Source organism: Pseudaeromonas paramecii (assembly GCF_039540575.1).
Taxonomy (GTDB): domain Bacteria; phylum Pseudomonadota; class Gammaproteobacteria; order Enterobacterales; family Aeromonadaceae; genus Pseudaeromonas; species Pseudaeromonas paramecii.
The window spans coordinates 110,919-137,656 of record NZ_BAABFC010000014.1 but is presented as its reverse complement, the minus strand read 5'-3'; the positions used below and the strand labels follow the sequence as shown (position 1 = coordinate 137,656).

The window sequence follows — 26,738 nt, the reverse complement described above, 5'->3', positions numbered from 1 at the left end:
GGTCGATTTTAGCAGTGGAAGATGTGTCAGATTGCAAAGATGGCAGAATGGGATTCAGTTTGCCCCCCTTGTGGTCTCAAATGTAAATAAACGATAAACCTCTGCCTAATTGGTGAGCTAACGAACGCATGTTCTGCTGATCTGGTCATTAGTTAATATAATATCCCAGACAAGTTTGGCTAATGTCGTATGTCATGCTGTTGCTTGTTGCCTTCGGGTCAAATGACCGCATGATGGGCTGGGTTATGCCGATTTACACCGCATTTTAAACGTAATAACGTTAGCCCGTTTGTCTCTACGAACGGGCGAAAAAAGCGTCAATTGCTCTGCGAGCAGTTGGTTCGGGTAAAAGAAAAACACAGGGCGACCGCCCTGCAGAGGTTAATCAATGTCGTTGCTTGAAGTCAGGAACCTGCGGATCGAATACCCCTCCCGTCGAGGCGTGATGGCCGCGGTAAAGGATCTCTCTTTCACCATCGAAAAGGGGGAGATCCTCGGGGTCGTCGGGGAGTCCGGTGCCGGCAAGTCCACCATCGGCAACGCCATCATCGACCTGCTTAGCCCGCCGGGCCGCATCGCCCGTGGCGATGTCTTTCTCAATGGCGAGAAGATCTCCGGTCTGACCCGGGAGCAGATGCGTGCCGTGCGGGGCTCCCGCATCGGCTTCATCTTTCAGGATCCCATGACCTCCCTGAACCCGCTGTTCACCGTGGAGCAGCAGTTGGTGGAAACCATTCTGGCCAACACAGATGCCACGGCCGAGCAGGCGTTCGAGAAGGCCTTGTCCCTGATGGCGGCGGTGGGGATCCCCCAGCCGGAGCTGCGCATCAAGCAGTACCCGCACCAGTTCTCCGGCGGCATGCGCCAGCGGGTGGTCATCGCCATCGCCCTGTCCGGCGACCCCGATCTCATCATCGCCGATGAACCTACCACGGCGCTGGACGTCTCCATTCAGGATCAGATCCTGGAGCTCATCCGCGGCCTGTGCAAAGACCGTCAGGTGGGTTGCATGCTGGTGACCCATGACATGGGCGTGGTGTCCAACGTCACCGATCGGGTGGCGGTCATGTACCGTGGCGACCTGGTGGAGATCGGCAGCACGGAACAGGTGCTGGGCAAGCCCAACCACCCCTATACCCAGAGCCTCATCGCCGCCGTGCCGCGCTCCGACGTCAAGCTGGTGCGCTTTCCGCTGGTCTCCTACATAGAAGAGGCGGGTGAGAGCCACGGCCTGGATCTGAAGAATCACTGGCTGGGCCAAGCCATGAGCGAGCGCCAGTATGAAGGCGCCCTGCTGCGGGTCGAGGATGTCAGCCTGCGCTTCACCACCAAGGACTCCCTGTTTGCCGCCCGGCGCAAGTATGTGCAGGCCAACAACCACGTCAGCTTCGAGATCCACGAAGGGGAAACCTTCGGCCTGGTGGGGGAGTCGGGTTCCGGTAAGTCCACCATAGCCCGGGTCATCGCCGGCCTCTATCCGCCCAACGAGGGGCGGGTGGTGTTTGAGGGGATCGACATGACCGCCCTCAAGAGCGAGAAGGAGCGTCGTCCGCTGCGTCGCCAGATGCAGATGGTGTTCCAGAACCCTTACTCCTCCATGAATCCGCGGATGAAGGTGGCGGACATCATCGCCGAGCCCATTCGCTTCCATCAGCTGGCGGACAGTGAGCAGCAGATCCGCCAGATCGTCGGTGATCTGCTGGAGCATGTGGGGTTGGGCAGCCAGGCGGGCTTCAAGTATCCCCACGAATTCTCCGGCGGCCAGCGCCAGCGGATCTCCATCGCCCGCGCCCTGGCCACCCGACCGCGCTTTTTGATCTGCGACGAACCCACCTCCGCCCTGGATGTGTCGGTGCAGGCGCAGATCCTCAACCTGCTCAAGGATCTGCAGGATGAGCTGAAGCTGACCATGCTGTTCATCAGTCACGATCTGCCGGTGATCCGCCAGATGTGTGACCGGATCGGCGTGATGCAGCACGGTACCCTGCTGGAGGTGGCCCCCACCGAGCAGCTGTTTACCGACCCGCAGCACGAATACAGCCGCAAGCTGATTTCGCTGATGCCGGAATTCAAGGGCATGAGCCGCGAAGGATTGCAGATCGCCGGTTGAGCCCAGGCTTCTAACAACAAACGTAAAACGGAGTAGATAGGATGAAAAAAGGACTGAACAAGATCGCCTATGCACTGCTGGCCGCCGGCCTGTGTGCCAACGCCATGGCCGTTAATCTGACCGTGGCTCTGGATGCCGACCCCGAGTCGCTGGACGTTTACGAGCAGCTCTCTGGCGGTATCCTGCAGTTTGCCCACATGTCGTTCGACCCGCTGGTTCGCTTCGACAAGAACATGAAGGTGGAAGGCCGTCTGGCGGAGTCATGGGAGCAACTGAGCCCCACCGTGACCCGTTTCCACCTGCGCAAGGGCGTGAAGTTCCATTCCGGCAACCCCTTCACCGCCGATGACGTGATCTGGACCTACGAGCGTATCCTCAAGTCCGAGGACTTCAAGGGCCTGTTCACCGCCTACGAAGGCATGAAGAAGGTGGATGACTTCACCGTGGATCTGGTGGCCAAGGCGCCCTATCCGCTGGTGCTGCAAAATGCCGCCTACATCTTCCCGATGGATTCCAAGTTCTACACCGGCACCACCGAAGACGGTAAGGACAAGGCCGAGATCGTCAAGGCCGCCGGCACCTATGCCGCTACCCACGTTTCCGGTACCGGCCCCTTCAAGGTGGTCACCCGTGAACAGGGTGTGAAGCTGGAGATGACCCGTTTTGCCGATTACTGGGACAAGCAGACCGGCAACGTGGATAACTTCAAGCTGGTGCCCATCAAGGAAGACGCCACCCGGGTGGCCGCCCTGTTGTCCGGCGACGTGGACATGATTGCTCCGGTGGCGCCTAACGATCAGGCTCGCGTGAGCAAGGGTGCCAACACCAAGCTGGTGACCGCCACCAGCGACCGTATCGTCATGTTCGAAATGAACCAGAACACCCAACCGGCCTTCAAGGACAAGCGGGTTCGCCAGGCGGTGAACTATGCCGTGAACCAGGTGGGTATCGTGGACAAGATCATGAAGGGCTTCGCCACTCCGGCTGGCCAGATGAGCCCGACGGGTTACCTGGGCCACGTGGACAGCCTGGCGCCGACCTATGACCTGGACAAGGCCAAGGCGCTGATGAAGGAAGCCGGCTACGAGAAGGGCTTCAAGGTCACCATGATCTCCACCAACAACCGCTACATCAACGATGCCAAGGTGGCTCAGGCGGTGGCGGCCATGCTGGCCAAGATCAACATCAAGGTTGAACTCAAGACCATGCCCAAGGCCCAGTACTGGCCGGAATTTGAGAAGTGCGCCAGCGACATGCAGCTGATCGGTTGGCAGTCCGATACCCAGGACTCCGGCAACTACTTCGAATACCTGGTCATGACCCCCAACGCCGACACCGGCAAGGGTCAGTACAACTGCGGCAACTACTCCAACCCGGAAGTGGACAAGCTGGTAGAAGCCTCCAACGTGGAAGTGGATGTGGCCAAGCGCACCGCCATGCTGCAGCAGATCGAACAGCTGCTGGCTGACGATGCCGCCTTCGTGCCCCTGCACTGGCAGAACCTCTCCTGGGGTGCCAAGAAGAACGTGGGTGTAGAAGAGATCATTAACCCGCTGGATCTGCCCCACTACGGTGACCTCAAGGTCAGCGAGTAAGTCTCAGGCGAACCATCGCCTGATGTGAGACCCGGACGTTCCGCGCTTCCTCGTGAAGGCGGAACGTTCGATTGTTAAGGGGCCGCCAAACCGGTGGCCCCGCGATAGCAAGGACTATCCGTTCATGTTTACATTTCTAGTCAAACGGCTCTATCAGGCCGTCATTGTCATGTTTGTCATCAGTCTGGTGGCGTTCTCCATTCAGGATAACCTGGGGGATCCGCTGCGGGAGATGGTGGGACAGGGGGTGTCCGAGGCTCAGCGGGAGGCGCTGCGTGACCAACTGGGACTCAACGATCCCTTCCTCGTCAAATACAAGCGCTTCTTGGGCAATGCCGTTCAGGGTGACTGGGGACGTTCTTTCATCTTCAAGAAGCCGGCGCTGGAGGTGATCCTGGCCAAGCTGCCGGCCACCCTGGAGCTGGTGTTCGGCGCCACCCTGATCATCGTCCTAGTGTCCATCCCGCTGGGGGTCTATTCCGCCATTCATCCCCGCAGCTGGCTGACCAAATGCATCATGGGCTTCAGCATCATAGGCATCTCGGTACCCGTGTTCCTCACCGCCATCCTCTTGATGTATGTCTTCTCGGTACAGCTGGGCTGGTTGCCCTCCTACGGACGGGGTGAGACCCTGAACTTACTGGGCTGGGAGTCCGGCCTGTTTACCCTGGATGGTCTCAAGCACCTGTTGCTGCCGTCCGTGGCACTTTCCTCCATCATGTTGCCGCTGTTTATCCGCCTGGTGCGTTCCGAGATGCTGGAAGTGCTCAGCGCCGAATACGTCAAGTTTGCCTGGGCCAAGGGGCTGTACAAGAACCAGGTGCTGTATCGTCACGCCCTGAAAAACACCATGCTGCCGGTGATCACCGTCGGCGGTGTTCAGGTGGGCACCATGGTGGCCTACACCATTCTCACCGAAACCGTGTTCCAGTGGCCGGGGACCGGCTTCCTGTTTCTGGAAGCCATCAACCGGGTGGATACCCCGCTGATCACCGCCTACGTCATCTTCGTCGGCCTGATCTTCGTGGTGACCAACACCCTGGTGGACCTGCTGTATGGTCTCATCAACCCCACCGTCAACCTGACCGCCAAAGGAGCCTGAGCATGACGCAACCTGCTGCCCTGAGCCGCTGGGCTCGTTTCCGCCAATCCGATTTGGTGTACTACTTCCTCAAAGACAAGGTGGCCATGGCCTGTTTCGCCGTCTTCGTCTTTTATGTGGTGCTGGCCCTGCTGGCCCCCTGGATTGCGCCCCACAACCCCTATGACGCCACCGGCTACGACATCATGGATGCCGAGTTGCCCCCCAGCTGGCTGGACGGGGGGGATGAGCGTTTCTGGCTGGGTACCGACAACCAGGGGCGGGACATCTTCAGCACCATCATCTATGGCTCACGGGTTTCCCTGACCATAGGCCTGTTTGCGGTGGCGCTGCAGCTGGTGCTGGGCATCGTCATCGGCCTGCTGGCCGGCTACCTGGGTGGGCGGGTGGATAACCTGCTGATGCGCTTTGCCGATGTGCAGCTTTCCTTCTCCACCATGATGGTGGCCATCATAGTCTCGGCCATCTTCCAGGCGGCGCTGGGCGGTGAGTTCTACTCCCGGTACGCCATCTTCATGCTGGTGATCATCATAGGGGTGTCGGAGTGGCCGCAGTACGCCCGGACCATTCGTGCCTCCGTGCTGGCAGAGAAGAAGAAGGAGTATGTGGAGGCGGCGCGGGTCATGGGGCTGCGCACCCCGCGGATCATGTTCCGCCACATTCTGCCCAACTGCCTGTCACCCATTCTGGTGATCTCCACGGTGCAGGTGGCCAACGCCATCATGTCCGAGGCGGCGCTCTCTTTCCTGGGGCTGGGCATGCCGGTGGACAAGCCCTCCCTGGGCTCCCTCATCAGCATCGGCTTCAACTACATCTTCTCCGGTGCCTGGTGGATCACCGCCTTCCCCGGCGTGGCCCTGGTGCTGCTGGTGCTGGTGATCAATCTGCTGGGCGACTGGCTGCGCGATCTGTTCAACCCCAAGGTCTACAAGGGCTAAGCCAGCCCCTCGTCCGCAAGGAGGCCAGTGTCTGCCAGTTGGCAGGCCTGGCCTCTGCCTTTTGCCTTGGCCTGATACAAGGCCAGATCCGCCCGCTGGATCAAGCTGTGGGCCGAGTCCTGCAACTGATAGCCCGCCACCCCCAGGCTGAGGCTCAGGGTCAGCTGCTGCTGGATGAGCTGGTTGAGTCGCTGGGCCAGCGCAAGGGCCTCCGAGGGGGTCTTGCCAGGCAACAGCAACAGAAACTCATCCCCGCCATAGCGGCCCAATGCCTCACCGGGCATCAGCGTCTCCTGTACCAGACTGGCCAGCCGCTTGAGCATCTGATCGCCTAATTGATGGCCCTGGCTGTCGTTGAGCCGCTTGAAGAAGTCCAGGTCGAACAGGATCAGGCTCAGGGGCTGACGGTGGCCCTCTTGCCAGAGCTGGGCGATGGCCTCCTCCAGCAGACTGAGGATCTTGCGGCGGTTGTTCACCCCGGTCAGCTCATCCACTTCTGCCTGGTGCCGCAGCTGTAACAGCAGCTGATGACGGTCTGTGACATCGTGCATCAGCAGGGCATAGCCCACCGTATGGGGCCCCTCCTGGCGGATGCGATGGCAACGCACCTCGTATTGCCGGCCCTGTTTCGTCAGACTGGCTCTAGCCTGGCTGTCTTGTTGCAGCAGGGGCAACAGCTCCTTGAGCAGGGGTTCGCTGGCGGTGCCGATGAGGGTGCGGCTGAGGGCGGGGTACAGGTTGACCGCCTGCTGGTTGAAGTCAAGCAATCGCCCATGACTGTCCAGCACCACCACCGCCTCGCTGATCTCGTCAAACACCTGTTCGCGACCAATGGGCGGCAGATGGGTGAAGCGGTAGCGAAACAGGCCATAGCTGAAGCAGATGCCACTGAATCCAAAGCTCATGACGCACCAGTCCAGCTGTAGCTGGTTGGTCAGGGGGGCCAGGCTGATGAGGTAGCCCAGCCAGGGGATGGCGGCGCCGCAGAGCAGCGCCAGGGCCTGACGACTGTGAAACCGCGCGGAGCGGCGCCAGTTCCGGTAAAAGACCAGCAGGGTTACCAGAGAGGCCAGGTTGGCATAGAGCAGATGAAGGTAGTACCAGGGGCCGAAGGTTAGCTGGCTCAGGGTCAGGCCATCGGTGACGCTGAACTGAATGTCCACCAGATTGAGATGGTGATAGTCGTTGCCCAGCTGGATGGCCAAGTTGACGGCACTGGTGCCTAACAGCAGCAGCCGGTAGGTCATGGGGGGATGACGATGGTACTGATAGGCATAGCTCAGCAGCAACAGCAGGGCCGGTAGGAAGGTGGCGCCGAGGAATTCAACGTTGAGCCAGAATTTGAGCTGCACCAGATCGCCGGTCGCCAGCTCCATGCCATAACCCAGACTATAGAGGGACATGGCCAGGGCCAGCCAGGTAAACCAGTGGGCGACCGGGTAGTGGCGCTGTCGGCTGGAAAACAGCGCCAGCCCCAGCATCAGCCCGGCGGAGAAGAACAGCAGCCAGCTGAGCAGGCTGAAGTCATGGGATGGCATCATGGTATGGCTGGGCTCCACAAGCTGGCATAGTCCAGCTCATCTTAAGGATTTGTAAGCGGAGTGTCGTCAGTCGCCACGGCTTTTTTATGGGTTTCCCCGAGCAATAGAAATTTTTACGCGTCGTGAATGGCCTGCCGATTTGGCGGATCCTGCGTCCGCATCTGCGATAGGCTGCGCATTTTGGATATTCGCGCTGTGATTAGCGCACTTGTTAAAATAACCATCTAAATTTGTGGCTAAAAATGCCTTAATGATGCCAGTTAGGTGACGAATGACCCCATTGTCATGCTGTGGGCGATTGGGCATACTGCTCGGGCAGTCAGGATCGACGCGGTTACCACCCGGTAAGGAGGCAAGCATGAAACAGAATCGGCATCTGATGTCCGTCAGTCGTCATGCATCCTCCGCCAACCCGGATACCGCCCAACGATCCGCTGCCTGATCCTTTTTATCCCAGGCCGCGGTACAGCGCGGCCAGTGGGATCTCCGTTTCCCTTCGCCCCGCCCGCGGTCTCCCAAACTGTTGGAGACTAAATCATGCGTCGTTCTATCTTGATGAATCTTGCCCTGTTGTGCGTCAAGGCCGATCTGGCCCTGGAGCAATCCCGTCTGCAAGCCGAGCGCCGTGCCGCCCGCGATGCCATGCGTTACGCCACCCCCCACCTGTTGCGGGATGTGGGGCTGGACGAGGATGGCCTGGGGCGCGCCCTGGAGCTCAAGCAGCGTGAAGCTCTGCGCCTGGTGTGTCGCACCCGTCAGCGGCACAGATGGCCCAGGCAAAGATGAGGCAGGGGGCCTGGCCCCCTGTGTTGGAGAGCTAAAAAAGGCGCCTATTGGCGCCTTCTTCTTCTGGCTGACTAGCCTGCCTGGCGGGCTTGCCAGCGGCTGATCTGAGCGAGGATCCCCGCACTGTCCAGTTCCAGCAACTGCAGGATTTCCTGCTGGGTTCCCTGCTCGATGAAGCGATCCGGCAGCCCCAGGTTGAGCACCGCCGGGCGGGCTGCCTGCTGCATCAGCCAGTCGTTGATCGCCGAACCGGCTCCACCCATCAGGGCATTCTCTTCCAGCGTCACCCACTGGTCATGGGTGCCGAGCAACTCGGAGAGCAGCGCGGTATCCAGTGGCTTGACGAAGCGCATGTCCACCAGGGTGGCATCCAGCTGCTCGGCCACCGGTTTGGCCTGTTGCAGCAGGGTGCCGAAGGCCAGGATGGCCAGGCCGCTGTTGCCCTGACGCCGCAACCGGGCTCGGCCGATGGGCAGGGCCGTCATGGTCTGCTGGGGCACTGTGCCGCCGGCATGACCGCGGGGATAACGCACCGCCGCCGGCCCGGTGTGCTGGTAGCCGGTGTAGAGCATCTGGCGGCACTCGTCCTCATCCGAGGGGGTCATGATCACCAGGTTGGGAATGGCCCGCAGGAAGCTCAAGTCAAACGCCCCCTGGTGGGTGGGACCGTCGGCGCCGACGATGCCCGCCCGGTCGATGGCGAACAGCACCGGCAGCTTTTGCAGGGCCACATCGTGGATGATCTGGTCATAGGCCCGTTGCATGAAGCTCGAGTAGATGGCCACCACGGGTTTCTGCCCCTGGATGGCCAAGCCGGCAGCCAGGGTCACCGCATGCTGCTCGGCGATGGCCACATCGAAGTAGCGATCCGAGAAACGCTGGGAGAATTCCACCATGCCGGAGCCTTCCCGCATGGCCGGCGTGATGCCGATGAGGCGCGAGTCGGCTGCCGCCATGTCACACAACCACTGGCCGAAGATGGTGGAGAAGCCGGGATGGCCGCCCTGGGTGGCCGGCAGGCAATCCTCTTCCGGATTGAACTTGGGCACACCATGGTAGCCGATGGGGTCTTTTTCCGCCGGTTCGTAGCCCTTGCCCTTCTTGGTCATCACATGCAGCAGCTGGGGTCCCTTGAGCTGACGCATGTTCTTGAGGGTCTCGATGAGGGTGGGCAGATCGTGGCCGTCCACCGGCCCTATGTAGTTGAAGCCGAACTCCTCGAACAGGGTGCCCGGGATCACCATGCCCTTGAGGTGCTCCTCGGCGCGGCGCGCCAGCTCCTTGACCGGCGGCAGGCCGGACAGCACCTTCTTGCCGCCTTCGCGCAGGCTGCTGTACAGGGAGCCCGACAGCCAGCGGGCCAGGTGGTTGTTCAGCGCCCCGACGTTTTCCGAGATGGACATCTCGTTGTCGTTGAGCACCACCAGCAGATCCTCGTGCAGATCCCCGGCATGGTTGAGGGCCTCGAAGGCCATGCCGGCGGTGAGGGCCCCGTCGCCGATCACCGCCACCACCTTGCGGCCCTGGCCTTCGCGGCGGGCGGCGATGGCCATGCCCAGGGCGGCACCGATGGAGGTGCTGGAGTGCCCTACGCTCAGGGGATCAAACTCACTCTCCTCCCGCCAGGGGAAGGGATGTAGCCCATCCTTCTGGCGTATGGTGTGCAGCCGGTCGCGGCGACCGGTCAGTATCTTGTGGGGGTAGGCCTGGTGGCCCACATCCCAGATCAGGCGGTCGAAGGGGGTGTCGTAGACGTAGTGCAGGGCTATGGTCAGCTCCACCACCCCCAGACCGGAGGCCAGGTGGCCGCTGCTTTTGCTCACCGACGCCAGCAGGTAGCGGCGCAGCTCTTCGCTGAGGGCCTCCAGGCGGTCGGCCGGCAGCAGACGCAGCTCGTCCGGCGTGTTGGCCAGGCCCAGCGTCGGGTAATCGGTGATATCGAGGCTCATGGATCTTGTCATTATCATCAGTGGTTCCGCTCGACTATGTAGTCGGCGAACGCGTGCAGAATATGGGTGTCATAGGGTAGCTCGGCCAATGCGGCAATCGCCTGATCGTGCAGTTGGGCGGCCAGGGCCTGGGCGGCTTCGAGCCCCAGCAGACTGGGGTAGGTGCTCTTTTCCAGCGCCAGATCGGAGCCCTGCGGTTTACCCAGGGTTTGGGTATCGCCGACGATATCCAGTATGTCATCCTGCACCTGGAATGCCAGGCCGATGGCGCTGGCGTAGCGCTGCAGCGCCGCCAGGGTGGCCGGGGTGATCTGTGCCTGACACAGGGCACCCAGGGTGACGGCGCATTCGATCAGTGCCCCCGTCTTGTGGCGGTGGATCTGCTCCAGCTGGGCCAAGGGTACCTGTTGGCCCTCGGCCGCCAGATCCAGTGCCTGTCCGCCGCACATCCCCAGATAGCCAGAGGCCTTGGCCAGGGCCGAGACCATGGCCAGTCGTTGCCCGGCGCTGATGCCCGGCATGGGGCCGTCGGTCAGCAGGCTGAAGGCCAGGGTTTGCAAGGCATCGCCGGCCAGCACGGCACTGGCCTCGTCAAAGGCCTTGTGCACCGTCGGGTGGCCACGGCGCAGATCGTCATCGTCCATGGCCGGCAGATCGTCGTGGATCAGGGAGTAGGCATGGATGCACTCGATGGCGGCGGCCGGTGCGTCCAACACCTCATCGGCAATGCCCAGCATGTGGCCCACGGCGTACACCAGAAAGGGACGCACACGCTTGCCGCCCAGCAGCAGGCCGTGGGACATGGCGGCCTTGAGGCGCGGTGCCAGTTCGGGCAGGGCATTAAGCTGCGCCTGCAGCTGGCCATCCACCCGTTGCCGATAATGTTGAGAGAAGGCATCCAGGGCCACTTATTCTTCTCCTGCTTCCGGGCTGAAGGGGGCTAGTGTCTGACCATCCAGCAGTATCTGCACCTTCTGTTCCGCCTGGGCCAGGGCCTGTTGGCCACTGTGCACCAAGGCGATGCCGTGTTCAAACTGCTTGATGGCTTCTTCCAGGGGCAGGTCGCCTTGTTCCAACTGCTGCACTATCTGCTCCAGATCCTGCATGGTTTGGTCGAAACTGGCGACAGGGGCTTTACGGGCGGCCATGCTTGACTCCGACGGGGGTGTAAAAAAGTGGCGTCATCTTAACACTCTCTGCCCGAAATGGGGGAGGAGGATCGCCAACCGGCGATAAACTTCGGCGGCAGGCTAAAGTATTGTCAAATGAGCCGATATGTAAGAAGGCCATCCTCGGTTGCCTGTGCTGAGCCGATCGGGGAGAATCCGGCCAGACGATGATGGCGGCCAACCGTTCTGACAAGGATGGGCAGATGGCAAGCAGTAGGAGTGCAATGTGGATTTAGCAACGCTGATCGGTGTGGTGGTAGGCTTCGGGGTGGTGATCTGGGCCATGATACTGGGTGGCTCCCTGACCATGTTCGTGGACGTGCCCTCCATCTTGATCACAGTGGTGGGTGCCATCTTCATCGCCATGATGAAATTCAACCTGGGCCAGTTTTTTGGTGCCCTCAAGGTGGTGATGAAGGCCTTCATGTTCAAGACGGAGAAGCCTGAAGATCTCATCATCAAGGCGGTGGAGCTGGCGGATGCGGCGCGCAAAGGCGGCTTTCTGGCGTTAGAGGCGGCGGAGATCCCCAACACCTTCATGAAGAAGGGCATCGACATGCTGGTGGATGGCCACGATGCCGAGGTGGTGCGCTCCGTGCTGGAGAAGGACATCGACCTGACCGAGGCGCGGCACACCAGCGCCATCAAGGTGTTTCGTGCCCTGGCGGATTTGGGCCCGGCCATGGGGATGATAGGTACCCTGGTGGGGCTGGTGGCCATGCTCTCCAACATGGATGACCCCAAGTCCATCGGGCCGGCCATGGCGGTGGCCTTGTTGACCACCCTCTACGGCGCCATCATGGCCAACATGTTCCTCATTCCGGTGGCGGACAAGCTGGAGCTGCGCAGTGGTGAGGAGGCCCTCAACCGTGCCCTGATCCTGGATGCCATCCTGGGGATCCAGGACGGTCAGAACCCGCGGGTCATCGAAGCCATGTTGAAAAACTACCTGGCCGAGTCCAAGCGCCAGACCGGCGCCGAGTAAGGAGCGGCCATGGCCAACAAGTGCAACTGCCCTCCCCCCGGCCTGCCGGCCTACATGGGCACCTTTGCCGATTTGATGACCCTGCTGATGTGCTTCTTCGTGTTGTTGCTCTCCTTTTCGGAGATGGACGTGCTCAAGTACAAGCAGGTGGCAGGCTCCATGCTCAATGCCTTCGGCGTGCAGAATGTGCTGGAGGTGAAAGACATTCCCAAGGGCACCTCCGTCATCGCGCTGGAGTTCCGCCCCGGCCGCCCCGAGCCCACCCCCATCGACACCATGATGCAGCAGACCTCGGAGCTGACCCAGACCGAGCTGGAATTCCAGCCCGGCCAGGAGGACAAGTCCGGTGGTCAGCAGAAGGAAGCCGGTCAGGAGAGCGGCGGCCAGAGCAAGGCGACCCAGGTGACCGAGTCCAGCGCTGAGGCGGCCTCCGACAGTGACAGCCAGGCCCAGATGATGAAAGAGGCGGCTAAGATGATGGTGGATCAGCTGAATGAACAGGTGAGCGATGGCTCGATTGAGGTGGAAGCCCTGGGGCAGCAGTTGGTGATCCGCATCAAGGAGAATGCCTCCTTCCCCGCCGGCTCCGCCTTCCTGCAGCCCAAGTTCTGGCCCGTGGTGCGCAAGATAGCCACCCTGCTCAAGGACGTGCCCGGCGAGATCACCGTCTCCGGCCATACCGACAGCGGCATAGTGCACAACGAGTTGTTCCAGAATAACTGGGATCTGTCGGTGCAGCGGGCCCTGGCGGTGGCCAACCAGATGCTGATGGTGCAGGACTTTGACCATAACCGGCTGATCATTCAAGGGCTGGCCGATACCCAGCCCAGGGTGCCGAACAATACGGTGGCCAATCGTCGGCAAAATCGTCGGGTGGAGATCACCGTCGCCCAGGGCAAGCCCAAGTACTCTCAGCCCATCGAGGCGGGCAACGCCCCCTAGTGGCCCCTGTCCCTCCCCCCAACCGGCGCTTAGGCGCCGGTTTTTTTGTCCCTTTATTTCCGGCTGATGCCAGCCTCCCGTGTGGGCTGGGGCGTCCAGTCCCTGGCGCCCGGCGGGTTTGACCAGGGGCTGCCGAGGCGTGAGGAATAAGCGGCGTGCAAGGTGGCTCGCCGTATGCCGGTGCGCTGTCATTGTGGTTCACCGTGGCGATCCCGGGGGCTCAGGCCAGGCATAAAAAAACCGGAGCCATAATGGCTCCGGTTGGTCGCTAGGTTGAGGCTAAGGTTATTCGCTCAGGGTCAGCAGGGGCAGCTCGTCCCAGATCAGGGGTTCGCTGCTGGCGCCACCGCTGAAGTTCCAGTTGCCCGCCTCGGGTTGTAGCGGACGATAGCTGCTGGAGAGGCCATCGAGATCCCAGGTGGTGACATAGAACTGGATGCCGTCCAGGCTGTCGGGCCGTCCCAAGGCTTGGCTGGGGAAGTCGAAGCTGATGGTGCGGTTGTCCTTGTCCACCGAGAGGGTGGGAGCCGGGGTCAGCGGAGTACCGAAGCCGCTGGCGCTGGCACCGTCACTGCCATACAGGCTGTTTTGCCAGCCGAAGGCCACCACCTGACGTTGCCAATCGCTGCCGACAGGCAGGCTGGCATTCATCTTGGGCAGCAGGCTGGCACCCTCGCCCTGACCCGGCAGGTGGATGAAGATGCTAAAGCCCACATGATCGAAGCCATTGGTCGGCGCCCAGGTGTCGGTGAGGTTGGCCATGGTCAGGCTCAGGCGCACATTGCTGCCGGCCTGATAGACTCGGGCCGACTCGATGGCCAGCTGGCTGGACTGCTTGTCGAAGCTGGCATCCGTGGGCAGGCTGTAGCTGCCCAGGGGGCCGCCGGCACCCTCGGTGGCATCGCCGCTGTCATCCACCTCCACGTTGGGGGTGGCGGGGTAGCTGAGATCGCTCGAGAAGGCGATGTCCGCCAGGCTGGCACCGCTTTGGCTGTCATACAAGGCGAAGCGGTGAGCCACCTGGCCGATGGCAAAGTGGCGCACGCTCAGGCTGCCTTGCCACTGGCCGTTATCGTCCACTGTGACCGTCTGAGCGGTGCCCAGGTTGCCGTCCACCACCAGTTGCAGGCTGTGAGCCGGGGTACCGGTACCCGCCAGGGGCAGATCGGCGGTGAGCACTGCATCGGCCAATGCCGTGGTCAGGCTCAGGCTGGCATCGCCGGCTTGCGGGGTGTCACTGCCGTTGGCCTTGAGCAGCAGGGCGGACTTGGCCGGCAGGGCCAGGGTCAGGCGGCCGTCATCATCGGTGACCAGGTTGTCGGCCAGGGCGTCGGCATTGAGGCTGTCCAGCACCTGGAAACGGGTGCCGGCGGCGGCGCCGGTGGCCATCTGGTTGAGCAGCATGGGGGTATCGCCGGTGTTCAGGATCACCATGGCCTCGTCGTCATCCAGGGTGCGGCTGTAGGCAAAGATGCCGGCACCTGTGCTGTCTTCGGCCAGGATCTGCAGATCCCCGCGGGAGAGCACCTTGTGCTCCTGACGCAGGCGGGTGAGGGCCTGGAGGAAGCGGTACATGTCGGAGTCGGTGTTGAAGGAGTCCATCTGCTGGCCATCCTCCCGATAGCCGCCATTGAACATGGCGTCCCGATAACCGGTGAAACCCTGCTCCGTGCCCTGGTAGATCACCGGAATGCCCGGCAGGGTCAGCAGGGTGAAGAAGGCCTGCTTGACGTCGTCTTGACTGGCCTGGGAGAGCAGGCGGGCCATGTCATGGTTGTCGATGAAGTTACCCAGGCGATAGGGATCCGGGTAGAGCTCCATCATCTTGCGCAGCCGATAGCCCAGTTGGGCGGTGGGCTGGCCGCCGGCAAACACCTGGTTCATGGTGGCCTGCAGGGGGAAGTTGAGCAGTGAGGTCAGCTCGGGCTTCTCCTGGGTGCCCAGGTAGGCCAGCAGCTTCTCTTCACCATTGGTCTGGTAGGGGCTGGAGGTTTCAAAGATTTCCCCCAGGGTCAGGAAGCTATCGCGGCCCCGCTTGGCGGCATCGGCCAGGATGCCGTCCTCGGCATGCAGGAAGTCATGATAGAAGTCGTGATCCACGTACTTCACCGTGTCCACCCGGAAGGCGTCCACTCCGACCTTGTCGATCCAGTAGCGGTAGCTCTGTTTGAGGTAGTCCCGCACCACAGGGTTGTCGGTGTTGAGATCGTCCAGATCCGACAGCTGGTAGGTAAATTCCTGCTCCTCCACGTTGTGATCGCTGATGGCCGGGGTCCAGTGGTAGATGGCGGCGACAAAATCGTCGGCGTTGTTGCAGTCGTTCTGATTGAGCGGTGCCGGCAGGTTCTGGCCGGCGGCCAGGGCACCGGGGATCAGCTCGAAACCGGCGCAGGGTTGGGCGGGATCATAGGTGCCTGTGTAGGTGAAGAAGTTGCCCAGGTGGTTCACCACCACGTCCTGGATCAGGTACATGCCCTTGTCGTGCAGGGCATCGGCCAGGGCGCGGTAGCTGGCCAGATCGCCGAAGTGTTCGTCGACTTTCTGCAGATCTCGGGCCCAGTAGCCGTGATAGCCGCCGTAGTTCTGTGCCGGATCCCACCATTGGTTGGCCACCGGAGGCGTGGTCCATACGGCACTTATCCCCAGTCCCTGGAGGTAATCCAGTTTCTGGGTCACCCCGGCGAGATCGCCGCCGCTGAATTTGGCATCGCTGGTGGGGTCGTATTCGTTGGCACCCTGATCGTTGTTGCTGGGATCGCCGTCGTTGAAGCGGTCGATCATCAGGAAATAGATTACCTGATCGCGCCAATCCGGTGAGGCAAGGCGAGGAGCGTTATCATCAACCACCTGCGTGTCATTGCTATCGTTACAGCCGGAAAGGGCGATGATCAGTGCAGTTGCCAGAGTTGTAAGCCGGAGCTTTCGGTTTTTATCCATGTTATTACCATCGTTTGTTGTCCCAGAGGCGACAATCTTAAGGTTTGGTAAAGATATGAAATTAGCCGATTGCGCCAGCAAGTTGGCCGGTTAGGCCAATGGGCAAAAGTGTGAGCTGCGGCGGGCTACCAGGGGAGGGGCAGCCATCCTTCGCCGCCGTTGTCCAGTCTCATCTGACCCTTTCCTACCTGGCCAAACTCGAAAAACAGCGGGGTTTTGGCATCCGGCCCGGGGACCAGGGCCTCCCAGCGCCAGGCCGAGCCACAAGGCTGGCTGGCCAATGGATGGCGTTGCCATTGCCCGTCCTGCTGCCAGCAGGCCCAGGCGGCGGGCCAGGGATCCCGGCTGAACAGGCGCACCAGTACGGCCTCCGGCTTGTCACCCTGGGGGCAGGCCAGCAGTTGGTGACAGATCACAGGGTGCGGCCCCAGTAACACCGGCTGGGACAGGGCATAATCCTGGCCGCCGTTGTTGTCCAGATAGCGCTGGCCGCCGGCCTGGTATTCGATGCGAAAGCGCAAGGGGTGATGCACCGGCAGGCTGGGGGTGGACCACAGCTCCCGCTCCGGCCCGATGAAGCGTTCGAAGGTGGCCGGATAGGGGCGCCAGATGCCGTCTTGATCCTCGCACAACACCTGTACCGCCTTGTCGAAGGCCAGGTTGCGCAGGCTGATCCAGATGCGGGCGCCGCTGTATTGGCGCAGGCTCTGTTGTTGCAACTGATTGATGGCGTAGTAGAGGCTCACCTCCGGCTCATGCTGCTCATCGGGTTCCAGCTCGAAATACCGGCGGCGAAAGGCCCCCGGTGTCAGGCCGAACCAGTGGCGAAAGGCGCGTTGAAAACTGGGGGCATCCTGGTAGCCCAGGGCCAGCCCCACCGCCTGGGCGCTGTGCTGTTCGTGGCACAACAAGGCGATGGCCTTGTTGCGGCGAACCTCGTCCAGCAGCTGGCTGTAGCGGGTGCCGTGCTGCTGCAGCTGGCGTTGCAAGGAGCGCACCGGGATTCCCAGCTGCTGCGCCAGTTGCGGCAGTGGTGGCCTGGCCGGCAGGGCCTGCTCCAGATGGGCCTTTATCTCTTCCAGCAGCCCCCTGGGCTGGGCGCCCAGGCGGTGCAGGCGGTGCAGCATGGTGGCCAGCGGCCCATGCAGATCCTGCCATTGCGGGTAGGGGCTGGCGGGCCAATCGGACAGATCCAGCTCCAGGGCCGGCTGGGCGGCGTAGCGGCTCTCCAGCTCAACCGTCTTGCCCGGCTCGCCGCTGCGGCGCTGCGGCCACTCCAGACGCCATGACCGCACTGGCTGCCATTGACTCAGCCGCAGGTGTAGCAGCTGGAGCAGGTACCACAGGGGCTGTGGATCGGCCTGGGGCTGGGTGGCCGAAAATTGCAGTCGCAGGTGCGAGGGCGTCCAGGTCAGGCTGGGATACCAGGGCAGTCCCAGCAGCGGCAGACTCTCGCACCATAGGGTGAGGCCGGCACGGATGTCCCGTGCGCTCAACAAGGCGTATTCCAGCAAGAGGACCAACTGGGACTGCGACCAGATTTCATCGCCTATGGTGACCTGCTGCTGCACCCAGTGGGTGGCCAGCTGCTGACGCAACCAGTGAGCCTGTTGACGTGACGAGGCGGCAGATGAGGGGGTAGGGGAAGGCACGGCAGGCTCCTAACATCAGTACTTAGGCCGGCAGCCTACGCAATGGCGCTCTTTGGCTCAAGGTGGCAGCCGTGGCATTGTGCGCCGGCACGGATGCCGGGGCGAACATGGCAAGCACGGGGGCGCTGTGCGATAATGCCGCCCCATTGACGGGCCCCCGTCAGCCGTGCCCTGGCGGTTTGTTCCGCCACCGCCCCCAACGCCAGTGAAAGCCAAAAGAGTTGCCATGAAATTCATCATCAAGTTGTTCCCGGAAATCACCATCAAGAGCAAGTCGGTCCGTCAGCGCATGTGCAAGGTGCTGCAGGGCAATATCCGCAACGTGCTGCGCCGCATCGGGGTGGAGGCGCGGGTGCGCAACGACTGGGACAAGCTGGTGGTCTCCTGTGACGATGGCGATGACAAGCTGCGTGCCGCCGTGGTGGAGTGCCTCAAGTGCACGCCGGGCATCCAGCAGATCCTGGAGGTGCAGGAGCACCGTTTCGCCACCCTGCATGACATCTATGAGGCCACGGCGCCCGTGTACGGCCCGCAGCTGGCCGGCAAGAGTTTCTGTGTGCGGGTCAAGCGCAAGGGCCAGCATGAGTTCACCTCCATCGAGATCGAGCGCTATGTGGGCGGTGGCCTCAACCAGAACTTCGCCACCGGCGGGGTCAAGCTGAAGAGCCCGCAGATGCTGATCAACCTGGAGGTGGAGAACGAGCGCCTCTACCTGGTGAGTGCCATCCATCCGGGGCTCGGCGGCTATCCACTCTCCACCCAGGAGAAGGTGCTGAGCCTCATCTCCGGCGGCTTTGACTCCGGCGTCTCTTCCTATCAGTTCATCAAGCGCGGTTGCCGGGTCTATTACTGCTTCTTCAACCTGGGGGGCCGTGCCCACGAGGTGGGGGTGAAGCAGGTGGCCTATTACCTGTGGAACAAGTTCGGTGCCTCCCACCGGGTACGCTTCGTCTCCGTGCCGTTCGAGCCGGTGGTGGGGGAGATACTGGAGAAGGTGGAAGACTCCCACATGGGGGTGATCTTGAAGCGGATGATGATGCGCGCCGCCTCGGCGGTGGCCGCCGATCTGGGCATCGAGGCCCTGGTGACCGGCGAGAGTGTGGGTCAGGTCTCCTCCCAGACCCTGACCAACCTCAGCGTCATCGACAGCGTCACCGACACCCTGATCCTGCGGCCGCTCATCGTCTCCGACAAGCAGGACATCATCGACACCGCCCGTCAGATCGGCACCCTGGAGTTCGCCGAGACCATGCCGGAATACTGCGGCGTCATCTCCAAGAAGCCCACCGTCAAGGCGCGGATGGAGCGGGTACTGGAAGAAGAGGCCAAGTTTGACTTCGGCGTGCTGGAGCAGGTGGTGAAGGACGCCGTCTACCTGGACATCCGTCAGATCGGCGAGGAGACCCAGGCCGAGGTGCAGGAGGTGGAGACGGTACAGGCCCTGTCCAGCGCCGACGTCATCCTGGATATCCGCTCGCCGGACGAGCAGGAGGAGCGGCCCTTTGCCGTGGACGGCCACGAGGTGCGGCACCTGCCCTTCTACAAGCTGGCCACTCAGTTCGGCGATCTGGATCAGAGCTGCACCTATCTGCTGTATTGCGAGAAAGGGGTGATGAGCAAGCTGCAGGCCCTCTACCTCAAGGAGCAGGGCTTTCAGAATGTTAAGGTATATCGCCAGAACTAATGACCATAGAGCTAGGTGGAACGGGGCGCGCTGCGCCCCTTTTTTATGCCCGCGATTGCCGGCTGAGCTGGCTCACGCCGCCTGGCCGATCGACCCGCGGCGCGGCGAGTCTTGGCCGGTACGAAAGCCGAGGATTTCATTTGCATCGTTGCGGTGTCATTCATGTCCAGCTTCATGCGAGTACATTTGTTGCCAGTGTGATTTGCATCACAGGTGGAGGGTGGGGTGGTGTGGGGTATCGGCGTGACCTTTGTCACAAAAACTGGTCATTGATGTGATTTGATAACGGAATATTCACAATAAATTGTGATGCGACTCACTCTTGTGGTGAGGGTAATGCGGGGGAAAGGTGATGGAAATCGCAAAAAAAACCCGTTCTCGGCAGCGTTTTCAGGGAGAGTGGTAGATTGACTGTGCAGTAACCAACGAGGTGACCGGTTCGGCAAAACCAGGCCCTCGCCACTCAACCATTCAACTGATGCGTCAAACGGGGTGTCGATATGCTATCACCTGATACCAAGGTCAAGATACAGAATTTTGGCCGCTTCCTGTCTAACATGGTCATGCCCAACATAGGCGCGTTTATCGCCTGGGGCTTTCTGACCGCACTGTTTATTCCCACCGGCTGGCTGCCCAACGAGACGCTGGCCAAGATGGTGGGGCCCATGATCACCTATCTGTTGCCCCTGCTGATCGGTTTCACCGGCGGTAAGCTGGTGGGCGGCGAACGGGGTGGCATCGTCGGCGCCGTGACCACCATGGGGGTGATCGTCGGCACCGATATTCCCATGTTCATGGGCGCCATGATCGTCGGCCCGCTGGGTGGCTGGGTCATCAAGCGCTTCGACCGAGCCATCGATGGCAAGGTCAAGTCCGGCTTCGAGATGCTGGTGAATAACTTCTCCGCCGGCATCCTGGGCATGTTGCTGGCCATAGTGGCGTTCTACCTGATTGGCCCCTTCGTCAAGGTGCTCTCCACCCTGCTGGCGGGCGGGGTCGGCATCCTGGTGGACAACCACCTGCTGCCGCTGACCTCCATCTTCGTCGAGCCGGCCAAGATACTGTTCCTCAACAACGCCATCAACCACGGCATCTTCTCGCCGCTGGGCATTCAGCAGGCCACCGAGCATGGCAAGTCCTTGTTCTTCCTGATTGAGGCCAACCCGGGGCCGGGCTTTGGCGTGCTCTTGGCCTACATGATGTTCGGCCGTGGCAATGCCAAGCAGTCCGCCGCCGGCGCCTCCATCATCCACTTCCTGGGGGGGATCCATGAGATTTACTTCCCCTATGTGCTGATGAATCCGCGCCTGATCCTGGCGGTGATCGCCGGCGGCATGACCGGGGTCTTCACGCTGACCCTGTTCGATGCCGGCCTGGTTTCTCCGGCTTCTCCCGGCTCCATCTTCGCCGTGCTGTTGATGACACCCAAGTCCTCCCTGGTGGGGGTGCTGTTGTCCATCCTGGCGGCGACCTGTGTCTCCTTCGTGGTGGCCTCCTTCTTCGTGCGGGCCCATAAGCCGGTGGAGCACCATGAGGATGGCCTGGATGAAGCCACCCGCAAGATGAAGTCCATGAAGTCGGCCAGCAAGGGGCAGCAACACCAGGCTCCCGCCGCGGCAAACGGCAACCTGAGCCTGTCCGCGGTCAAGCGGATCGTGGTGGCCTGCGATGCTGGCATGGGCTCCAGCGCCATGGGCGCCAGCCTGCTGCGCAAGAAGGTGCAGGCGGCTGGCCTGCCGATCCAGGTGACCAATCTGGCCATCAACAATCTGGATGAGTCCGCCGATCTAGTGATCACCCACCAGGATCTGACGGAGCGGGCCCGTCGTCATGCGCCCCATGCCCGGCATCTGTCCCTGAGCAACTTCCTGGACAATGGCCTGTACCAGGATCTGGTGCAGCAACTGCAGGCGGCCAACGACGCGCAGTACCATCCGGCGCCGGCGTTGGTGGCCGCCAACGATGATAGCTATGTGCCGCAGGCGACGCCTCTGTTCAGCCTGACGACCGATAATATCCGTCTGGGCCTGTCGGCCCCGGACAAGGAGAGCGCCATCCGCACCGCCGGCCAGCTGCTGGTGGAGGGCGGGTTCGTGGAGCCCGAGTATGTGGATGCCATGCTGGCGCGGGAAAAACTGGTCTCCACCTATCTGGGTGAGTCCATCGCCGTGCCCCACGGCACCATAGATGCCAAAGAGAAGGTCAAGCGTACCGGGGTGGTGATCTGCCAATACCCCGAGGGGGTGCGCTTCGGCCAGGACGAGGACGCCGTCGCCAAGCTGGTGATCGGCATTGCCGCGCGCAATGACGAACACATTCAGGTGATCAGCAACCTCACCAACGCCCTCGATGATCCCGAGATCATCGAACGGCTGACCACCACCGCCGATCCGCACTATGTGCTGGATCTGCTGAGCGGTCACCGCGCGGCCTGATGCCTGCCCGGCGGCCAGGCCGCCGGGTCTCTCTTTGGATGTATGGAGTAGTAAGACATGAAAGCATTGCATTTTGGTGCCGGTAACATTGGCCGGGGTTTCATCGGCAAGCTGCTGGCCGAGTCCGGCGCCGAGCTGGCCTTCGCCGACGCCAACCATCAACTGGTGGATCAGCTCAACCATGCCCAGCAGTATCGGGTGCACGTGGTGGGGGCCCAGCATCAGATCGACGTGATCAATCGCATCGTGGCGGTGGATGCCAACAGCGAGGCGGTGATCGACCAGATCCGCCATGCGGATCTCATCACCACCGCCGTGGGGCCCCAGGTACTGGAGAAGATCGCCAGCACCCTGGCCCGCGGATTGCAGCTGCGGTTTGACGAACCGAACCTGGCGCCGCTCAACATCATCGCCTGTGAGAACATGGTGCGGGGCACCGCCCACCTGAAGGCGGCGGTGCTGGCCTGCCTGCCGGAGCAATACCACGGGCGACTGGAGCAGTGTGTCGGCTTCGTGGACTCGGCGGTGGATCGCATCGTGCCGCCGGCCGCCGCCAACGACGCCGATCCCCTGGAGGTGACGGTGGAAAGCTTCAGCGAATGGATAGTGGACAAGGATCAGTTCCGCGGCCCCATCCCCCAGGTGGCAGGCATGGAGCTGACCGACAACCTGATCGCCTTCGTGGAGCGCAAGCTGTTCACTCTCAACACCGGGCATATCGTCACCGCCTACCTGGGGAACCTGGCGGGCTACCAGACCATTCGGGAGGCGATTGCCGATCCGCAGATCCGCCAGACGGTGAAACGGGCCATGGAGCAAAGCGGCGAGGTGCTTGTGCGGCGCTACGGTTTTGACCGTCAGCTGCACGGCGCCTACATCGAGAAGATCCTCGGGCGCTTCGCCAACCCCTACCTGGTGGATGAGATAGAGCGGGTCGGCCGTCAGCCGCTGCGCAAGCTGGGGCCGGCGGACAGACTGGTGAAGCCCCTGCTGGGCACCCTGGAATACGGCCTGCCCAACGACGCCTTGCTGGAGGGGATTGCCGCCGCCCTGTGTTACCGTAATGCCGCCGATCCCCAGGCGCTGGAGCTGCAGGGCTGGATTGCCGAGTTCGGCGTGCTGGACGCCTTGTGCCGGGCCACCGGCCTGGCCGCCGACAGTGCCGAAGCGGCCAGGATAGTGCAGCGTTATCAGGCCCTGAGCGGCCAGGCGCTGTCCTAACGGGCTGGGCAGCGCCCAGGCGGCGCTGTCTGTCACTGATGGATCAACAACCTATAACAATGATGACTGACGTAACGAGAGAAGATGAGGTTCTGGAGCGACTGGGGGCATTGAGCAGCCCGCGGGGCTTCTTCATGGAGACGGTGAGCATCATCACCGACGGCGTGGAGCATCTGATCCGCTCTGCCTTCCGTCAGGATGACTATGCGGTCAAGTACGCCATCGAACCGCTGCTCAACCGCCAGGGCCCTCTGTCCGAGTTGCCGGTCAGGCTCAAGTTGTTGCTGGGACTGGGGATGATCTCCCTCAACACCTATCAGGATCTGGAGCTGTTTATCCGGCTGAGGGACTGGTTGTGCGAGAGTCGTCAGGACTACCGGTTTTCCGACCCGGCGCTGTTGGATCGCTTGCAGGCGCTGCACGGCCTGCAGCTGGAGGGCTTGCCCTTGCTGACGGCGCCGGTGGCCGCCGATCCCCTGCTAGCCGCCATGCAGTTGGAGCGCCAGGATCAGATGGTGCGATCCAGCCTGTTGTTGTGTGTATCCGCTTTGGTATTGGAGCTGGCCAAGGAAAGTCCCATTTAGCTTTGGCCACAAAGACCAGGAGCAGCCATCCGCGGATGTCTGCTCCTTTTTTTATGAGGTGGATCTTGTTGACTCAGTCGGTCAGTGACGACTCACCAGCAGGCCGGCGGCCACCTGATCCGCCACGGCGTCGCCTTGCAGGGCGGCGACGGCGGCCAGGCCAAACAGCACGGCGGTGCCTGGGCCCTTGCTGGTGATGAGCTTATTGGCCTCATCCACCACCACGGCCTGATCCCGATAGGCGGCGCCCAGCGCGCCTTCGGTGCCGGGATAGCCGGTGACGTGAGCGCTACCGATAAGATCATGGTGCGCCAGCACCAGGGCGGGGGCGGCACAGATGGCGGCCCGCCAGGCGCCGCGCCGAGCCTGGGCCTTGAGCAGATCGATGAGCAAGGGGGTGTCCCGCAGGTGCTCGGCCCCAGGCAGGCCGCCGGGCAACAGGATCAGATCGAAGGGCTGATCCGCCACATCCCGCAGCGGACAGTCGGCCAGCAGCTGGACGCCGCGGGAGGCGCGGATCTGCAGCTGGCCATCCGGGCAGACCGAGGCCACCGTCACCTTGACGCCCCCCCGCACCAGCACGTCGATACTGGTGACGGCTTCGAGCTCTTCACATCCGGGGGCGAGCACCACCAGGGCCTGTTTACTCATGGCTGTTCTCCTTGGCTTTGATCTTGTCGTAGAGGGCTTGGTGGGCCGGCAGGCTGAGGCCGAGGCGCCGGGCCTCGGCCAGCAAGAAGCCGGTCATGGCGTCGATTTCGCTGGGGCGACCGCGGGCCAGATCCTGATGCATGGAGGAGTAGTTGCTGGCGGTGAGGCTGGCCACCTGCAGCACCTTGTCCACCCAGTATTTTTCTGGCGCGCTGAAGCCCTGCTGGGCCAGCAGCGGCAGCAGTTCCCGGCACAGGGTCTGGATGTCGGCCTGGAAGGCAATCAGCTCGCCGTTGGGAATGTTGTTGAGGGCGGTGAGGGGATTGATCACCGCATTGATCACCAGCTTGGTCCATTGCTGGCGGTGGATCTGTTCGCTCCAGGCGGCATGGGGCAGCGCCTGGGCCAGCAATTCCACCAGGGGGCGGCAGGCTTGCGCCGCCGGGTTGGCCGCGCCTATCCAGGTCTCCCCCGGGCCGGTATGGCGTATGTGTTCGGGCTCCACCAGCAAGGCGCCGTTGCTGGTGATGCCGATGAGCAGCGGGTTGTCGGGAAAGTGGTCCTTCACCCAGTCTTCGGTGCCCATGCCGTTGTGCAGCAGCAGTATGGGGGTGTGGGTGGGCAGGCGGTCGATCAGGGGCGTCATGGCCGGCGCCACCTGATAGGCCTTGGTGGTCACCAGCAGCAGGCTGATGTTGTCGGCATCCTTGGGCAGCAGGAAGTCCGGCTCCACCTGGTGGATCTGGCCGTCCAGATCCTCAAAGCGCAGTATGATGGGCAGGGTCACCTGCTCCTTGTCGGTGCGCAGCAGGCTGACCTGGTGCCCGGCCCGGGATAGCAGACCCGCCATCATGCCGCCGATGGCACCACACCCCAATATGGTCCAATTGCGTAAGCTTTCCATGGTGACCTCTTCTTCTCCCCTGGGACGGCCCGGTTTTCCCTCAGACCATAATGGATCTGCTGCCGGGATGCCATCACGGTGCGCCGTGCCGGACTTCGGACTGTGACCGCTTTTATGCTAGATTAGCCGCCAACCTATAAAACCGACAGGATAAGGAAAATGCCCTCTTTTGATATCGTTTCCGAAGTTGCCATGAACGAAGTGCAGAACGCGGTGGACAATGCCAACCGTGAGCTGCAGACCCGCTTCGACTTCCGCGGTGTGGAGGCCTCCTTCGAGTTGACCAAGGAGGAGATCAAGCTGGCCGCCGATGCGGATTTTCAGCTCAAGCAGATGATGGACATACTGCGGGACAAGCTGATCAAGCGCAATCTGGATGCCTCCTGCCTGGATGCCGGTGAGCCTGAGCATTCCGGTCGGCGCTATTTTCAGACGGTGAGCATTCGTCAGGGCATCGACAAAGAGATGGCCAAGAAGCTGGTGAAGCTGATCAAGGACTCCAAGGCCAAGGTACAGGCCGCCATTCAGGGCGATGAGGTGCGGGTGACTGGCAAGAAGCGCGATGATCTGCAGGAAGTCATCGCCCTGATCCGCGGTGCCGAGCTGGGCCAGCCGTTCCAGTTCACCAACTTCCGCGACTAATATCGCCTTCGCGAAAAAAAAACCGGAGCCAGTGCTCCGGTTTTTTATTGCATCATCAGATGCTTAGAACTTGTAGGTCACGTCGAAGTAGTGACCGAAGCCGGTGGTCTTCAGGCCATAGATGCCGTTTTGCAGACCATAGACGTCATTGAAGTACTTCAGACCATAGCCGACGGCATAACGGTCGGAGTGCCAGTAGATACCGTGGAAGAAGCCGGTGCCATCGGTGGAGCTGTCCTTGGCATCAAACATGTAATCCAGGTAACCCTGATAGGCGATAAAGCTGCCGTTGCTGAAGTTGTAGACCGGCTTGAACCAGTTCATGGAGAACTGATAGCCATTCCAGCCAGTGGTGGCACCTTCTTGAACGTGACGAGCGTACAGGTTGGCCCCCACGGTACCCAACCAGGGCACCTCCACATCGGAGCCCAGACCGATGAAGGTCTCGAACAGGCCGTCCGGACCACCGATGCTGTTCAGGTTGGCGATGTACACTTCCTTCACCGGACCGAAGGAGAGATCCTTGCCGGTCAGGGCGTCCAGGGACAGACGGGGGGCAAACTTCATGTACAGGTTGTCGCCGTGATGCTTGTCGTCGTGACGATCGTTCAGCACATCGAACACATCCACGTAGCCGTACAGTTGCCACATGCCGGAGCGACCGCCAAATTCCATCTCCATGTAGGTGTCGTTATAGCCACCTTCGGACTTGGAGTAGGGCAGTTGATCGATGGTATGCATCAGGTTGAACTGCATCCATTTGTAGTCGTTCTTGTGCAGACCGTCGCTGTAGTCAGCGGCATAGCTGGTGGTGGAGCAGGCAGCAGTCAAGACTGCGGCAGCCCACGCAGATTTGGTGAAATTGGCCATGATGTCTCTCTTTATATTCGTTGTGATAGATTCCGTAGCAC

Annotated in this window: 21 protein-coding genes; 12 read left to right on the top strand and 9 right to left on the bottom strand. The window is 61.7% G+C overall.

Translation table 11 applies throughout. From position 1 onward, the window contains the following. Window positions 1–388: 388 nt before the first annotated feature. The 4 genes from ABD847_RS11870 to ABD847_RS11855 all read left to right on the top strand — a co-directional run bounded on the left by ABD847_RS11870 (window position 389) and on the right by ABD847_RS11855 (window position 5,745). Window positions 389–2,110 carry a dipeptide ABC transporter ATP-binding protein gene (locus ABD847_RS11870; protein ID WP_345013254.1) on the top strand — a complete coding sequence of 574 codons (1,722 nt, stop codon included), beginning with the start codon at window positions 389–391 and terminating at the stop codon, window positions 2,108–2,110. 41 nt (window positions 2,111–2,151) lie between these two features. Continuing rightward, window positions 2,152–3,705 (top strand): ABC transporter substrate-binding protein, encoded by a 1,554-nt coding sequence (locus ABD847_RS11865; RefSeq protein WP_345013252.1) that lies wholly within the window; start codon window positions 2,152–2,154, stop codon window positions 3,703–3,705. 124 nt (window positions 3,706–3,829) lie between these two features. Continuing rightward, window positions 3,830–4,807, top strand: a complete 978-nt coding sequence (locus tag ABD847_RS11860) for an ABC transporter permease (RefSeq protein WP_345013250.1) — start codon at window positions 3,830–3,832, stop codon at window positions 4,805–4,807. Between the two features lie 2 nt (window positions 4,808–4,809). Beyond that, complete coding sequence (locus ABD847_RS11855) at window positions 4,810–5,745, top strand: ABC transporter permease (RefSeq protein ID WP_345013248.1); 936 nt, start codon at window positions 4,810–4,812, stop codon at window positions 5,743–5,745. On the opposite strand, the gene ABD847_RS11850 is transcribed toward ABD847_RS11855, so the two are convergent. Then, window positions 5,742–7,286 carry a histidine kinase N-terminal 7TM domain-containing diguanylate cyclase gene (locus ABD847_RS11850; protein WP_345013246.1) on the bottom strand — a complete coding sequence of 515 codons (1,545 nt, stop codon included), beginning with the start codon at window positions 7,284–7,286 and terminating at the stop codon, window positions 5,742–5,744. The two genes, ABD847_RS11855 and ABD847_RS11850, sit on opposite strands and share 4 nt — an antisense overlap. 537 nt (window positions 7,287–7,823) lie before the next feature. Here ABD847_RS11850 and ABD847_RS11845 point away from each other — a divergent pair. After that, a complete protein-coding gene (locus ABD847_RS11845) occupies window positions 7,824–8,072 on the top strand; it encodes a hypothetical protein (protein ID WP_345013244.1) in 249 nt (82 codons plus the stop codon). Between the two features lie 71 nt (window positions 8,073–8,143). On the opposite strand, the gene dxs is transcribed toward ABD847_RS11845, so the two are convergent. From dxs to ABD847_RS11830, 3 genes are read right to left on the bottom strand one after another with little or no spacing between them, the layout of a single operon-like run. Beyond that, entirely contained in the window at window positions 8,144–10,021 is a 1,878-nt protein-coding gene (dxs, locus tag ABD847_RS11840) for a 1-deoxy-D-xylulose-5-phosphate synthase (protein ID WP_345013242.1), read from the bottom strand. A 17-nt stretch (window positions 10,022–10,038) separates the two neighbouring features. Continuing rightward, a complete protein-coding gene (gene ispA / locus ABD847_RS11835; protein WP_345013240.1) occupies window positions 10,039–10,929 on the bottom strand; it encodes a (2E,6E)-farnesyl diphosphate synthase in 891 nt (296 codons plus the stop codon). Beyond that, window positions 10,930–11,169 (bottom strand): exodeoxyribonuclease VII small subunit, encoded by a 240-nt coding sequence (locus ABD847_RS11830; RefSeq protein ID WP_345013238.1) that lies wholly within the window; start codon window positions 11,167–11,169, stop codon window positions 10,930–10,932. A 247-nt stretch (window positions 11,170–11,416) separates the two neighbouring features. Between ABD847_RS11830 and pomA the strand changes: the two genes are divergently transcribed. Together pomA and ABD847_RS11820 are read left to right on the top strand one after the other, a co-directional pair. Further along, on the top strand, window positions 11,417–12,175 hold the full coding sequence (pomA, locus tag ABD847_RS11825) for a flagellar motor protein PomA (protein ID WP_345013236.1): 759 nt from the start codon (window positions 11,417–11,419) through the stop codon (window positions 12,173–12,175). A gap of 9 nt (window positions 12,176–12,184) precedes the next feature. Then, on the top strand, window positions 12,185–13,117 hold the full coding sequence (locus tag ABD847_RS11820) for a flagellar motor protein MotB (RefSeq protein ID WP_345013234.1): 933 nt from the start codon (window positions 12,185–12,187) through the stop codon (window positions 13,115–13,117). Window positions 13,118–13,402: 285 nt separating this feature from the next. On the opposite strand, the gene ABD847_RS11815 is transcribed toward ABD847_RS11820, so the two are convergent. Further along, the gene (locus ABD847_RS11815) at window positions 13,403–15,964 is read right to left on the bottom strand and encodes an alpha-amylase family glycosyl hydrolase (protein WP_345013232.1); all 2,562 of its coding nucleotides are present in this window, start codon (window positions 15,962–15,964) and stop codon (window positions 13,403–13,405) included. Between the two features lie 215 nt (window positions 15,965–16,179). Beyond that, window positions 16,180–17,706, bottom strand: coding sequence for a helix-turn-helix transcriptional regulator (locus ABD847_RS11810; protein WP_345013230.1), 1,527 nt, complete (start codon window positions 17,704–17,706; stop codon window positions 16,180–16,182). Between the two features lie 226 nt (window positions 17,707–17,932). Here ABD847_RS11810 and thiI point away from each other — a divergent pair, with 226 nt between their 5' ends. From thiI to ABD847_RS11790, 4 genes are all read left to right on the top strand, one after another. Further along, entirely contained in the window at window positions 17,933–19,390 is a 1,458-nt protein-coding gene (gene thiI, locus ABD847_RS11805) for a tRNA uracil 4-sulfurtransferase ThiI (RefSeq protein WP_345013228.1), read from the top strand. A 500-nt stretch (window positions 19,391–19,890) separates the two neighbouring features. Further along, window positions 19,891–21,825 (top strand): PTS mannitol transporter subunit IICBA, encoded by a 1,935-nt coding sequence (locus tag ABD847_RS11800; RefSeq protein ID WP_345013223.1) that lies wholly within the window; start codon window positions 19,891–19,893, stop codon window positions 21,823–21,825. Window positions 21,826–21,882: 57 nt separating this feature from the next. Then, complete coding sequence (locus ABD847_RS11795; RefSeq protein ID WP_345013221.1) at window positions 21,883–23,046, top strand: mannitol-1-phosphate 5-dehydrogenase; 1,164 nt, start codon at window positions 21,883–21,885, stop codon at window positions 23,044–23,046. A 59-nt stretch (window positions 23,047–23,105) separates the two neighbouring features. Continuing rightward, window positions 23,106–23,630, top strand: a complete 525-nt coding sequence (locus ABD847_RS11790; RefSeq protein ID WP_345013219.1) for an MltR family transcriptional regulator — start codon at window positions 23,106–23,108, stop codon at window positions 23,628–23,630. Between the two features lie 81 nt (window positions 23,631–23,711). On the opposite strand, the gene ABD847_RS11785 is transcribed toward ABD847_RS11790, so the two are convergent. Together ABD847_RS11785 and ABD847_RS11780 are read right to left on the bottom strand one after the other, a co-directional pair. Then, the gene (locus ABD847_RS11785; RefSeq protein WP_345013217.1) at window positions 23,712–24,281 is read right to left on the bottom strand and encodes a DJ-1 family glyoxalase III; all 570 of its coding nucleotides are present in this window, start codon (window positions 24,279–24,281) and stop codon (window positions 23,712–23,714) included. Next, window positions 24,274–25,185 carry a ketopantoate reductase family protein gene (locus ABD847_RS11780; protein ID WP_345013215.1) on the bottom strand — a complete coding sequence of 304 codons (912 nt, stop codon included), beginning with the start codon at window positions 25,183–25,185 and terminating at the stop codon, window positions 24,274–24,276. The genes ABD847_RS11785 and ABD847_RS11780 overlap by 8 nt, the downstream gene beginning before the upstream one ends. Before the next feature lie 159 nt (window positions 25,186–25,344). Here ABD847_RS11780 and ABD847_RS11775 point away from each other — a divergent pair, with 159 nt between their 5' ends. After that, window positions 25,345–25,827 carry a YajQ family cyclic di-GMP-binding protein gene (locus tag ABD847_RS11775; protein ID WP_345013213.1) on the top strand — a complete coding sequence of 161 codons (483 nt, stop codon included), beginning with the start codon at window positions 25,345–25,347 and terminating at the stop codon, window positions 25,825–25,827. Between the two features lie 63 nt (window positions 25,828–25,890). Here ABD847_RS11775 and ABD847_RS11770 read toward each other — a convergent pair whose 3' ends face one another. Beyond that, window positions 25,891–26,697, bottom strand: coding sequence for a nucleoside-specific channel-forming Tsx family protein (locus tag ABD847_RS11770; RefSeq protein ID WP_345013211.1), 807 nt, complete (start codon window positions 26,695–26,697; stop codon window positions 25,891–25,893). Window positions 26,698–26,738: the final 41 nt, after the last annotated feature.

What these genes read in the sequence shown, in the direction of transcription:
- ABD847_RS11870 (WP_345013254.1), top strand. Translation starts at nt 389, where the DNA reads ATGTCGTTGCTTGAAGTCAGGAACCTGCGGATCGAATACCCCTCCCGT.
- ABD847_RS11865 (WP_345013252.1), top strand. Translation starts at nt 2,152, where the DNA reads ATGAAAAAAGGACTGAACAAGATCGCCTATGCACTGCTGGCCGCCGGC.
- ABD847_RS11860 (WP_345013250.1), top strand. Translation starts at nt 3,830, where the DNA reads ATGTTTACATTTCTAGTCAAACGGCTCTATCAGGCCGTCATTGTCATG.
- ABD847_RS11855 (WP_345013248.1), top strand. Translation starts at nt 4,810, where the DNA reads ATGACGCAACCTGCTGCCCTGAGCCGCTGGGCTCGTTTCCGCCAATCC.
- ABD847_RS11850 (WP_345013246.1), bottom strand. Translation starts at nt 7,286, where the DNA reads ATGATGCCATCCCATGACTTCAGCCTGCTCAGCTGGCTGCTGTTCTTC.
- ABD847_RS11845 (WP_345013244.1), top strand. Translation starts at nt 7,824, where the DNA reads ATGCGTCGTTCTATCTTGATGAATCTTGCCCTGTTGTGCGTCAAGGCC.
- dxs (WP_345013242.1), bottom strand. Translation starts at nt 10,021, where the DNA reads ATGAGCCTCGATATCACCGATTACCCGACGCTGGGCCTGGCCAACACG.
- ABD847_RS11830 (WP_345013238.1), bottom strand. Translation starts at nt 11,169, where the DNA reads ATGGCCGCCCGTAAAGCCCCTGTCGCCAGTTTCGACCAAACCATGCAG.
- ABD847_RS11820 (WP_345013234.1), top strand. Translation starts at nt 12,185, where the DNA reads ATGGCCAACAAGTGCAACTGCCCTCCCCCCGGCCTGCCGGCCTACATG.
- thiI (WP_345013228.1), top strand. Translation starts at nt 17,933, where the DNA reads ATGAAATTCATCATCAAGTTGTTCCCGGAAATCACCATCAAGAGCAAG.
- ABD847_RS11800 (WP_345013223.1), top strand. Translation starts at nt 19,891, where the DNA reads ATGCTATCACCTGATACCAAGGTCAAGATACAGAATTTTGGCCGCTTC.
- ABD847_RS11795 (WP_345013221.1), top strand. Translation starts at nt 21,883, where the DNA reads ATGAAAGCATTGCATTTTGGTGCCGGTAACATTGGCCGGGGTTTCATC.
- ABD847_RS11790 (WP_345013219.1), top strand. Translation starts at nt 23,106, where the DNA reads ATGATGACTGACGTAACGAGAGAAGATGAGGTTCTGGAGCGACTGGGG.
- ABD847_RS11785 (WP_345013217.1), bottom strand. Translation starts at nt 24,281, where the DNA reads ATGAGTAAACAGGCCCTGGTGGTGCTCGCCCCCGGATGTGAAGAGCTC.
- ABD847_RS11780 (WP_345013215.1), bottom strand. Translation starts at nt 25,185, where the DNA reads ATGGAAAGCTTACGCAATTGGACCATATTGGGGTGTGGTGCCATCGGC.
- ABD847_RS11775 (WP_345013213.1), top strand. Translation starts at nt 25,345, where the DNA reads ATGCCCTCTTTTGATATCGTTTCCGAAGTTGCCATGAACGAAGTGCAG.
- ABD847_RS11770 (WP_345013211.1), bottom strand. Translation starts at nt 26,697, where the DNA reads ATGGCCAATTTCACCAAATCTGCGTGGGCTGCCGCAGTCTTGACTGCT.